The sequence below is a fragment of the Streptomyces albiaxialis genome (assembly GCF_039530985.1).
GTDB classification, from domain to species: domain Bacteria; phylum Actinomycetota; class Actinomycetes; order Streptomycetales; family Streptomycetaceae; genus Streptomyces; species Streptomyces albiaxialis.
In genome coordinates this window covers 29920-42317 of record NZ_BAAAPE010000024.1, presented here as the reverse complement: position 1 = coordinate 42317, position 12398 = coordinate 29920, and the positions used below count along the sequence as shown (strand labels likewise).

At 75.8% G+C, this 12398-nt stretch carries 1 protein-coding gene and 1 pseudogene; both read left to right on the top strand.

Features of this window, described 5'->3' with window-relative positions; all coding sequences use genetic code 11:
* The coding region (locus ABD343_RS36555) for a type I polyketide synthase (protein WP_425578362.1) at positions 1 to 7841 on the top strand (7841 nt) is incomplete at its 5' end.
* A gap of 5 nt (positions 7842 to 7846) precedes the next feature.
* Positions 7847 to 12398, top strand: a pseudogene (locus ABD343_RS36550) (type I polyketide synthase); the annotation flags it as partial.

The window sequence follows — 12398 nt, the reverse complement described above, 5'->3', positions numbered from 1 at the left end:
TGCTGGGCTCCTTCGGGGTGCGGCCGGATGCGGTGATCGGCCACTCCATCGGCGAGGTCGCCGCCGCGCATGTGGCCGGGGTGCTCGGGCTGGAGGACGCGTGTGCGCTGGTGGCGGCCCGGGCGACGTTGATGGGTGCGCTGCCCCAGGGCGGCGCGATGGTCGCGATCGAGGCCGGAGCAGACGAGCTGGAGCTGCCCGACGGTGTGACGGTGGCCGCCCTCAACACCCCCACCAGCACTGTGATCTCCGGGCCGGAAGAGCCCGTGGTGGAGGTTGCGGAGGCCTGGAAGGCCCAGGGACGTAAGACCAAGCGCCTCAGCGTGAGTCACGCCTTCCACTCCCCGCTCATGGACCCGATGCTGGAGGACTTCCACCACGCCATCGAGGGCCTGAACTTCCGGCAGCCGGTCATCCCCCTCCTCAGCAACCTCACCGGCCAACCGGCCGACGACGCGATCGCGTCCCCCGACTACTGGGTCCAGCACATCCGCCAGCCCGTCCACTTCGCCCCCGCCCTCACCCACCACGGGACCGGCACCTACCTCGAACTCGGCCCCGACCCCGTCCTGGCCACCACCGCCCAGCACACCCTGGACGGAGACCTGCTCGCCCTCTCCACCCTCAACGCCAAGCAACCCGAAACCCACGCCTTCGCCCGGGCCCTGGCCCAACTCCACACCCACGGCACCGACATCGACTGGACACCCTGGTTCCCCCAAGGCCCCACCACCGACCTGCCCACCTACCCCTTCCAACGCCAGCACTACTGGCTCGGCAGTCCGCGCGAGGTCGTTCCGGAGGGAGCGGGGGACGAGTCGCCGTTCTGGGACGCCGTCGAGCGGGGGGATCTGGAGGCGCTGACGCGGACCCTCGGGTCGTCGGAGGCGCATCAGCCGATGCTGAGCGAGCTGATGCCCGTGCTGTCCGAGTGGCGGCAGCGGCGGCGTGAGCGGTCGGTGCTGGACGCGTGGCGCTACCGCATCGGCTGGAAGCACTCGGCCGAGGTGAACGTGCCCTCGCTCACCGGGGTCTGGTGGGTGTTCGCCCCCACCGCGCAGGACGAGACCGTGCGGACGGCTCTGCGGGCCCTCACCGAGTACGGTGCCGAGGCGCGTGTGTACGAGGTGGAGTGCGCGGAGGCTGGCCGGGGCCGGCTGGCCGAGGAGGCGGCCAGGCTGGCGGAGGAGGGCGTACCGACGGGCGTGCTCTGCCTGTTCGGGCTCGACACCGTCCCGCATCCGGCGCATCCCGAGCTTCCCGTGGGGCTCGCCGCGGCCACGGCGCTGATCCAGGCGCTCGGTGACGCCGGGGTGGAGGCTCCGCTGTGGTGCCTGACGCGGGGCGCCGTCTCCGTGACGCCCGGCGAGCCGCTTCCGCGGCCCGCGCAGGCCCAGCTCTGGGGGCTCGGCCGGGTCGCGGCGCTCGAAGTGCCGGGCGGCTGGGGCGGGCTGGTCGATCTGCCGGCCGACCTCGACGACCGTACCCACACCCGCCTGGCCGCCCTGCTGTCGTCCGGCGGCCGGTCGGGTCAGTCCGAGGACCAGGTGGCCATCCGCTCGTCGGGGACGCTCGCGCGCCGCCTCCTCCCCGCCCCCGCCCCGAAGGGCCCCGAGGGCGCCGAGGGCACCTGGCGGCCCGGGGGAACCGTGCTGATCACCGGCGGTACGGGGGCCCTGGGCGCGCGGCTCGCGCACCGGTTGGCGGAAGAGGGGGCGGCGCATCTCCTCCTCGTCTCCCGGAGCGGTGCCGAAGCGCCGGACGCCGCCGGGCTCGCCGACGAGCTGCGCGGCAAGGGTGCCCTGGTCACCATTGCCGCATGCGACGTCGCCGACGGCGACGCGCTGCGGCGGCTGTTGGCGGAGATTCCGGAAGAACTCCCGCTGACGGCCGTGTTCCACGCGGCCGGGGTCGCCGACATCGCGCCCGTGAGCGAGCTGGAGCCCGCCGGGCTCGCCTCGGCGCTGCGCGGGAAGGCGTACGCGGCGCGGCAGCTCCACGAGGCGACCCGGGAGCTGGGCTCCGAGCTGAGCGCCTTCGTGCTGTTCTCGTCGGGCGCCGGGGTGTGGGGCAGCGGGCAGCAGGGCGCGTACGCGGCGGCGAACGCCTACCTCGACGCGCTCGCCGAGCACCGGCGCGGGCTCGGACTGCCCGCCACCAGTGTCGCGTGGGGCCCGTGGGGCGACTCGGGGATGGCGGCCGACGACGCGGCCGTGACGTACTTCGGGCATCTCGGCATCGCCCCGCTCGCGCCCGACCGAGCGCTGGCGTCGCTGCGACTCGCGCTCGACTTGGGCGAGACCACGCTCACGGTCGCGGATCTCGACCGGCGGAAGTTCCCCGCGGCCTTCGCCACGCAGCGGCCCAGCCCGCTGCTGGCCGAACTCGCCCCGCCCGCCGAGGGCGGCGGGGCTCAGGACACCGCTGGGGCGGATCCGGATGGCGGCTCACATCCGCTCCAGCGGCAGCTTGCCGACAGCTCGCCCGCGCAGCGGCACCATCTCGTGCTGCGCCTGGTCCAGTCGCAGGCCGCGGCGGTGCTGGGGCACGCGGGCGCGGACGCGGTGCCGTCCGGGCAGCCGTTCCACGAGCTGGGCTTCGACTCGCTCACGGCCGTCGAGCTGCGCAACCGGCTGAGCGCGGCCAGCGGGCTGGACCTTCCCGCGTCGCTGGTGTTCGACCATCCGACGCCGCTGGCCGTCGCCGCGTATGTGCAGGCGGAGCTGACGGGAGAGGGTGCGGACGGCGGCGGTTCCGGAGAGGCGGCCGCCGCCGGAGCCGCCGCCCGGGCCGCCGGGAGTGCCGCGCCGGACGAGCCGATCGCGATCGTCGGCATGGCCTGCCGCTTCCCGGGGGCCGCGCACTCCCCCGAGGGTCTGTGGACGCTGATCGCGGAGGGGCGGGACGCCATCGGGCCGATGCCGTCCGACCGCAACTGGGACCTGGACACCGTCTACCACCCCGACCCCGACCACCCCGGCACCAGCTACGTCCGGGAGGGCGGCTTCCTCCAGGACGCCGCCGGGTTCGACGCGGGATTCTTCGGCATCTCGCCGCGTGAGGCGCTGGCCATGGACCCGCAGCAGCGGATCCTCATGGAGACGGCGTGGGAGGCGCTGGAGAGCGCGGGCCTCGACCGCGAGGCGCTGCGCGGCAGCGCGACGGGCGTCTTCACCGGCGTCACCTCGCAGGACTACCTGTCGCTGACCAACATCACCTCCAGCGACGTCGAGGGCTACGTCGCCACCGGCAACATCGGCAGCGTGGTCTCCGGCCGGGTGGCCTATGCCTTCGGGCTCGAAGGCCCGGCCGTGACGGTGGACACCGCCTGCTCCTCGTCGCTCGTCGCCGCCCACCTCGCCGGCCAGGCGCTGCGCCAGGGCGAGTGCGATCTGGCGCTGGCGGGCGGGGTGACGGTGATGGCGACGCCGGGCGCGTTCGTCGAGTTCTCGCGGCAGCGCGGCATGGCGTTCGACGCGCGGTGCAAGGCGTTCGCTGCGGGCGCCGACGGGCTGGTCTGGGGCGAGGGCGCGGGACTGCTCCTCCTCGAACGACTGTCGGACGCGCAGCGCAACGGGCACGAGGTTCTGGCCGTGATCCGCGGCTCGGCCGTCAATCAGGACGGTGCCAGCAACGGCCTCACCGCTCCCAACGGCCCCTCGCAGCAGCGCGTCATCACCCAGGCGCTGGCCAACGCGCAGTGGGCGCCGTCCGATGTCGACGTGATCGAGGCGCACGGCACGGGCACGGCCCTCGGCGATCCGATCGAGGCGCAGGCCCTGCTCGCCACGTACGGACGGGACCGGCCCGAGGACCGTCCGCTCCGGCTCGGCTCCGTCAAGTCGAACATCGGTCACACCCAGGCCGCGGCCGGGGTCGCCGGGATCATCAAGACGGTGCTGGCCATGCGGCACGGCACGCTGCCCGCCTCGCTGCACATCGACGAGCCCACCCCGGACGTCGACTGGGAGTCCGGCGCCGTACGGCTGGTGACCGCGCGGGAGGAGTGGCCGGAATCCGGCAGTCCTCGCCGTGCGGGCGTCTCCGCCTTCGGGATCAGCGGCACCAACGCCCATCTGCTGCTGGAGCAGGCGCCGGAGCCGCTGGGAGCCGGGGGCGCGGAGACCGGACCGGCGGAGACCGGACCGGCGGAGACCGGTCCGCGGGGTTCGGAGGCGTGCGAAGAGGCCGCGCAGGGGCCGGTCCTGTGGCCGCTGTCCGCCCGCAGCGCCGAGGCGCTGCGCGGTCAGGCGGCGGCGCTCGCCGGACGGCTCGCCGCCGCGCCGGACCTCTCGACCGTGGACGTGGGCTGGTCGCTGGCGGTCAGCCGGTCCGCGTTCGAGCACCGGGCCGTGGTCGTCGGCGAGGACCGCGGGACGCTGACGGCCGGGCTGGAGGCGCTGGCCGAGGGGCGACCGCACCCCGCCGTCCTCGACCCGGGCGCCCCCGCCTCCGCCGCCGACACGGGCGGCCCTGTCCTCGTCTTCCCCGGGCAGGGCTCGCAGTGGCAGGGGATGGCGGCCGAGCTCCTGGACTCCTCGCCGGTGTTCGCGGACCGGATGGCCGAGTGCGAGTGGGCGCTGACGCCGTACGTCGACTGGTCGCTGACCGAGGTGCTGACCGGCGCGGGCGACGAGTCGGAGCTCGACCGGGTGGACGTCGTACAGCCCGCGCTGTGGGCGACGATGGTCTCGCTCGCCGCCGTCTGGGCCGACCACGGCGTGACCCCGGCAGCGGTCGTCGGACACAGCCAGGGCGAGATCGCCGCCGCGTGCGTCGCCGGGGCGCTGTCCCTCGACGACGGGGCCCGGATCGTCGCGCTGCGCAGCCAGGCGCTGCGGCAGCTCGCGGGCGGCGGCGCGATGGCGTCGCTGGGCGTGGGCGAGCGGCGCGCGACGGAGCTGATCGACGGGTACGGGCACGCGGACGCCGTGGGCGTCGCGGCGGTGAACGGGCCGTCGTCCACCGTGGTCTCCGGCCCGCCCGAGGCGGTCGCCGACTTGGTGGCCCGCGCCGAGGGCGACGGCCTGCGCGCCCGCCTGATCGACGTCGACTACGCCTCGCACAGCGCGCAGGTCGACCGGATCGCCGACGAGCTGAAGGCGACGCTCTCGGGCGTCCTGCCCACCGCCGACCCGGACGTGGTCTTCTACTCGGCGGTGACGGCAGGCCCGCTGGACGGCGCCGAACTGGACACCGGCTACTGGGTGACGAACCTGCGCGAGCGCGTGCGCTTCGCGGACACCGTCCGCGCCCTGCTGGACGACGGGCACCGCCTCTTCATCGAGGTCAGCACCCATCCCGTGCTGACGCCGGGGATGCGGGAGTGCTTCGAGGAGGCGGGGGCCGACGCGACGGCCGTCCCCACCCTGCACCGCGACCGGGGCGACCGGGCACAGTTCGTACGGGCCGTGGCGGACGCCTTCGCCGCGGGGGCCCGGATCGACTGGCGAACCGTGTTCCCGGCCGAACCGGCGCCGCGCGTCGTGCCGTTGCCGACGTACGCGTTCCAGCGGCGGCGCTTCTGGGTCGCGCCGCCCACCGGGGGGTACGGCGGTGGCGGCACGGGCTCCGCGGGTGGCGCGCGTGGTGCGGGTGACGCGCACGACGCCGCCGAGGCCCGGCTGTGGCACGCGATCGAGGAGCTGGACGCGGAGACCGTGGCCGCGACGCTCCATCTGGACAGCGACGGGGCGGCGCTGGACAGCCTGCGTCCCGCGCTGCCGATCCTTTCCGGCTGGCGACGGCACCAGCGCGAGCAGGCCCGGCTCGACTCCTGGCGCTACCGGGCCGAGTGGACACAGGTGCCGGACGAGGGCGAGGGCACCGGCGACGGAGCCCAGGGGGCGGCCTCCGGCACCTGGCTGCTGGTGGTCCCGGCCGGTCTCGACGACGCGCACCCGGCGGTACGGACGGCGGCCGAAGCGCTGCGCCGCCGGGGCGCGGACAGCGAGATCTGGACGCTCGACACCCACGCGGACCCGCTCCGCGAGGAGTTGGCCGCCCGGCTCGACGACACGGTCGGCAGCGCCCGGCCCGACGGAATCCTCAGCCTGCTGGCCCTGGACGAGAGCCCGCACCCCGGCCGGCCGGCCGTACCGGCGGGACTGGCCGCCGGCACCGCACTGGTGCAGGCGCTCGCCGACGCCGAGGTCGAGGCGCCCGTGTGGTGCGTGACGCAGGGGGCCGTGTCCGTCTCACCGGACGAGCCGCTCCCCCGCCCGGTGCAGGCGCAGTCCTGGGGCCTCGGCCGGGTGGCGGCGCTGGAGGAACCGCAGCGCTGGGGCGGCCTGGTCGATCTGCCCGCCGAACCGGACGAGGACACCGCCGACCGGCTGGCGGAACTCCTGGCGGACGGCCGGACCGAGGACCAGGTGGCCATCCGGCCCACCGGCACCTGGGCGCGCCGCCTCCGCCGCGCCCCCGCCGCACCGGGGGCCCCGTCCTCCAACGGCTCCGGCAGTCACGGCACCTGGCGGCCCGAGGGGACGACCCTCGTCACCGGCGGCACCGGTGCGCTCGGCCTGCACGTGGCCCGCTGGCTGGCGCGGAACGGCGCGCCCCGGCTGCTGCTGGTCAGCCGCAGGGGCCAGGAGGCGCCCGGCGTCGGTGAACTCGCCGCCGAGCTGCGCGAGTCCGGCACCGAGGTCGCCGTCGCGGCCTGCGACGTGGCCGACCGTACGGCCCTGGGGCGACTGCTCGACGACGTCCCGGAGGCGTATCCGCTCACCGCCGTCTTCCACGCCGCGGGGGTCCCGGAGAACATGCCGTTCCCGGATCTCGACTTGTCCCACATGGCCGGGGTCCTGGAGCCGAAGGCGCAGGCGGCGCTCCACCTCCACGAGCTGACGCGGGAGCGGGGCCTGGAGCTGAGCGCGTTCGTGCTGTTCTCCTCCGGGGCCGCGGCGTGGGGCAGTGGTCTCCAGGGGTCGTACGCCGCCGCCAACACCTGCCTCGACGCGCTCGCCGAGCACCGGCGCGGGCTCGGACTGCCCGCCACCAGCGTGGCGTGGGGCCCGTGGGGCGACTCGGGGATGGCGGCCGACGACACCGCGGTCACCTACTTCGGGCGCCGGGGCCTGACGCCGCTCGACCCCGACCGCGCGCTCGCCGCGCTGCGGCAGGCGCTCGACCTCGGCGACACGACGCTCGCCGTCGCTGACATCGACTGGCGGCGGTTCGCGGCCGCGCTCACCACGCGCCGCCCGAGCCCGCTGCTCGCCGACCTGGCCGTCGAGGCCGCCCCCGGCGGCGCCGGGGAGCGGGGCGAGGACGTCCCGCCGGACGGGGAGGGCGCGGGGGCCGGGGAGCACCCGCTGCTGCGGCAACTCGCCGACAGCGCCTCGCCCGAGCAGCGGCGGCATCTGCTGCTGCGCCATGTCCAGACGCACGTGGCGGCCGTGCTCGGCTACGCCGGGCCCGACGAGGTGCCGCCCGGCCAGCCGTTCAAGGAGCTGGGCTTCGACTCGCTCACCGCCGTGCAGCTCCGGAACCAGCTCAACGCCACGACCGGTCTGAGCCTGCCCCCGACGCTCATCTTCGACCACCCGTCGACCGACGCCCTCGCCGACGTCCTCCGCGAGCACCTGGCCGAGGACGGGACCGCCTCCGAGGGCCAGGTGCTGTCCGGGCTCGACCGGTGGGACACCGCGTGCCCGCCGGAGGTGCTGGACGGCCCGGCGCGGCGCCGCGTGACCCAGCGGCTGGAGCTGCTGCTGGCGAAGTGGAGCGACACCGGGAACGGGGACGCCGCCGCGGACCCCGGCACGCACGGCGACCTGGAGACGGCGACGGCCGAAGACATCTTCGACCTCATCTCCGACGAGTTCGGCAAGTCCTAGGGAGCGTGGGTTCCGTGCCGCAAGAGTCCGTTCCTGAGAAGTCCGGGTCGCTCGCGCCCGGGGCGGGCACGTCCGAGCCGGGCAGGTCCCGGCCGACCGAGGAAGAGCTGCTCGACCATCTGCGGTGGATGACCGCCGAGCTGCGCCGGACGCGGCAGCGGCTGCGGGAGGCCACGTCGGCCGAGCCCGAGCCGGTCGCGATCGTCGGCATGGCCTGCCGCTACCCGGGCGGCGTGCGCTCCCCGGAGGACCTGTGGCGGCTGGTCGCCGACGGAGGCGACGCCATCGGCGGCTTCCCCGCCGAGCGCGGCTGGGACGCCGACGCCCTCTACGACCCCGACCCCGACCACCACGGCACGACGTATGTCACCGAGGGCGGGTTCTGCGAGGACGCCGTCGACTTCGACGCCGGGTTCTTCGACATCAGCCCGCGCGAGGCCGCCGCGATGGACCCGCAGCAGCGGCTGCTGCTGGAGACCGCGTGGGAGGCGTTCGAGCGGGCCGGGCTGCCGCGCGAGGCGCTGCGCGGCAGCGAGACGGGGGTGTTCGCGGGCGTCAGCTCGCACGACTACCTGTCGTTCATCGGGGACCTCACCAGCGATGTCGAGGGCTACGTCGGCACGGGCAACCTCGGCAGCGTGGTCTCGGGGCGCGTCGCCTACACGCTCGGGCTCGAAGGCCCGGCCGTGACGGTGGACACGGCCTGTTCGTCGTCGCTGACCGCGCTGCACCTCGCGTGCCAGTCTCTGCGCCAGGGCGAGTGCGGGCTCGCGCTGGCGGGCGGGGTGTCGGTGATGGCGACGGCCGGCGCGTTCATCGAGTTCTCCCGGCAGCGCGGCATGGCCGCCGACGGCCGCTGCAAGTCCTTCGCCGCCGCCGCGGACGGCACCGGCTGGTCGGAGGGCGCGGGCCTGGTGGTGCTGGAACGCCTGTCCGACGCCCGCCGCAACGGCCACCGCGTCCTGGCGGTCGTACGGGGCTCCGCCGTCAACCAGGACGGCGCGTCCAACGGCCTCACCGCACCCAACGGCCCCTCACAGGAACGCGTCATCCGCCAGGCCCTCGCCAACGCCCGCCTCACCGCCGCCGACATCGACGCCGTCGAGGCCCACGGCACCGGCACCACCCTCGGCGACCCCATCGAGGCCCGGGCCCTGCTCGCGACGTACGGGCGCGACCGGCCGGAGGAACGGCCCCTGTGGCTCGGCTCGGTGAAGTCCAACCTCGGGCACACCCAGGCCGCCGCGGGCGTCGCCGGACTGATCAAGATGGTGCAGGCGATGCGGCACGGTGTCCTGCCCGCCTCGCTGCACATCGACGCGCCCACGCCGCACGTCGACTGGGACGCGGGTGCCTTACGCCTGCTCACCGAACCGACCGGCTGGCCGGGCGAGGAGCGGCCCCGCCGTGCCGGGATCTCGGCCTTCGGTATCAGCGGCACGAACGCCCACGTGATCGTCGAGGAGGCGCCACGGGACCAGCCCGCGCTACCGGACGGGCACGAGGCGCCGGACGGTCTCTCCCCGGCGGGGCCCGTGCCGTGGGTGCTCTCGGCCCGTACGCCCGAGGCCCTGCGCGGACAGGCGGCGGCGCTGGCCGCGCGGCTGCGCGCCGAGCCGGAACTCGCCCCCGCCGACGTGAGCTGGTCGCTGGCCACGACACGCTCGGTCTTCGAGCACCGGGCCGTCGTCGTGGGCGCCGACCGGGACACGCTGCTGGCCGGAACGGAGGCGCTGGCCTCCGGCGAGCCGCACCCCGCCGTGATCCACCCCGGCACCCCGGCTCTGACGACCGGGTCGGGTCCGGTGCTGGTCTTTCCGGGTCAGGGGTCGCAGTGGGTGGGGATGGGGGCTGAGCTGCTGGATATCTCGGGGGTGTTCGCGGGGCGGGTCGCGGAGTGCGAGCGGGCGTTGAAGCCGCATGTGGACTGGTCGCTGGTGGAGGTGTTGCGCGGGGAGGGGGCCGGGCTGGAGCGGGTGGATGTCATCCAGCCGGTGCTGTGGGCGGTGATGGTCTCGCTGGCGGCGGTGTGGGCCGAGCACGGGGTCACTCCCGCCGCGGTCGTGGGGCACAGTCAGGGCGAGATCGCGGCCGCGTGCGTGGCCGGGGCGCTCTCCCTCGAAGACGGGGCCCGGATCGTCGCGTTGCGCAGCCGGGCCCTGCGACAGCTCTCCGGAGGCGGCGCCATGGCCTCCCTCGGGATGGGCAGCGACGACACCCGGGCGCTGATCGAGGCAGCGGGCTCCGACGCCGGTGTCGCCGCCGTCAACGGACCGACCGTCACCGTCGTCTCCGGCCCGCCCGACGATGTCGCCGCGCTCGTGGACCGTGCCAAGGCCGACGGCTTCCGGGCGAGGCTCATCGACGTGGACTACGCCTCGCACGGTCCCCAGGTCGACCGGATCACCGACGAGCTGCACCGGGTGCTGGCGGGCGTCGAACCCCGCCCCACGCCCGTCGCGTTCTACTCCACCGTGACCGCCACGCCCGTCGAGGCCACGGCACTCGACACCGGCTACTGGGTGACGAACCTGCGCGAGCCCGTCCGCTTCGCCGACACGATCACCGCCCTCGTACGGGACGGACACCGCGTCTTCATCGAGGCCAGCCCGCATCCCGTCCTCACCCTCGGCCTGGAGGACACGCTCCAGGAGTGCGAGGCCGAGGGGGCGACGGTACCGACACTGCGCCACGACGAGGGGGGCAGGGAGCAGCTCGCGCGCGCCCTCGCGTCGGGCTTCGCCTGCGGCGTCGCCCTCGACTGGACGCGCTGGTTCCCGGAGGGCCGTACGCCGCGCGTGGTGGACCTGCCGACGTACGCGTTCCAGCGCCGCCGTTACTGGCTGGACGAGCGCGACGGCGCCTCCGGCGACCCCGCCGGCCTCGGTCTGGCACCCGCCGGGCACCCGCTGCTCGGGGCGTCCGCGCACCTCGCCGCGGAGGACGGCCACCTGTTCACGGGCCGCCTGGAGGCGGGCACCCGGCCCTGGCTCGCCGAGCACCGGGTGCTGGGCACGGTGCTGGTGCCGGGCACAGCGTTCGCCGAGCTGGCGCTGCACGCGGCGCGCCGGACAGGCTGCGCCGAGGTGGCGGAACTGATCCTGCACGACCCGCTCACGGTCCCCGACGAGGGCGCGGTGGAGACGCAGCTCACCGTTGCCGCGCCGGACGACGAGGGCCGCCGCGCCTTCACCGTCCACGCCCGCCAGGCGGCGGACGGCACCGGCCCGGAGGAGGACGCCGTCCCGTGGACCCGGCACGCCTCCGGCGTGCTCGCCCCGGCAGCGTCCCGGGAGACGGCGGCCGACGTGCCCGCCTCACTCACCGGGGCGTGGCCGCCGCCGGGGGCCGAGCCCCTGCCGACCGAGCACTTGTACCAGGACCTCGCCGACCGGGGCTCCAGCTACGGCGCCGCCTCCCAGGGCCTCACCGCCGCCTGGCGGCTGGACGGCTCCGTCTACGCGGAGGTGACGCTGCCCGACGAGGCCCGTGCCGAAGCGGACGCCTACGGCGTGCATCCGGTCCTCCTCGATTCCGCGCTCCAGGCGCACGCGCTCGGCGCGGCGCTCGCGGACGCCGAGCCGGGTGAGGGCGGCGGAGAAGACGCGATCCGGATGCCGTTCGCGTGGAGCGGGCTGCGGCTGCACACGCCGGGCGCGGACACCCTGCGCGTCCGCGTCACGCCCGGCCCGGAGGGCCCGGACCGGCTCGGGCTGACCGCCGTCGACGCCGACGGGGCGCCGGTGCTCACGCTGGCGGACCTGACGCTCCGTCCGCTCCGGTCCGCAGGCCTGGACCAGGCCCGGTTGGCCGCCCGCAACACCCTCTTCCAGCTCGACTGGCACCCGCTCCCCGACCACGGCGCCACCGCCCCCGGGCGACTCGCGCTCCTCACCGACGACGCTCCCACCGGCCTGGCCGCCGCGCTGCCGGACGCCGTCCGCCACCCCGGTCTCACGGCGCTCCGCGCCGCCGTGGCCGCGGGGGAGCCCGAACCGGACGCCGTCCTGGTCCCGTTGACGGCGTCGGCTCCCGCGTCCACGGACGACCCGGCCGGACTGCTGTCCGCGGCGGGCAGGGAATGCCTGGCGTTGCTCCAGGAGTGGCTGGCCGGGCCCGAGAGCGCGGCGCGGCTGGTGCTCGTCACGCGCGGCGCCGTCGAGGCGGACGGCCGCGAGGGCGTACGCGATCTGCCGGGCGCCGCGCTGTGGGGCCTGGTGCGCAGCGCCCAGTCCGAGCACCCGGACCGCTTCGTGCTGTTGGACCTCGACGAGGAGGCCGCCTCGTGCGCCGCCGTACCGGACGCGCTGGGCTCGGGCGAGCCCCAGCTCGCCCTGCGGAACGGCCGTACGCTCGTCCCCCGCCTCGTCCACGACGCGTACGCCGAGCCGGAACCCCTCCCGGAGCCGGACCCCGCGCCGGACCCGGGCACGTCCCTCGCCGCCGGACAGGTGCGTGTCGCACTGCGCGCCGCGACGGCGGACTGGCACGGCGCGGGCGTGATCACGGACGTGGGCCCGCGGGCCGGCCGGTTCTCGCCGGGCGACCGGGTCCTGG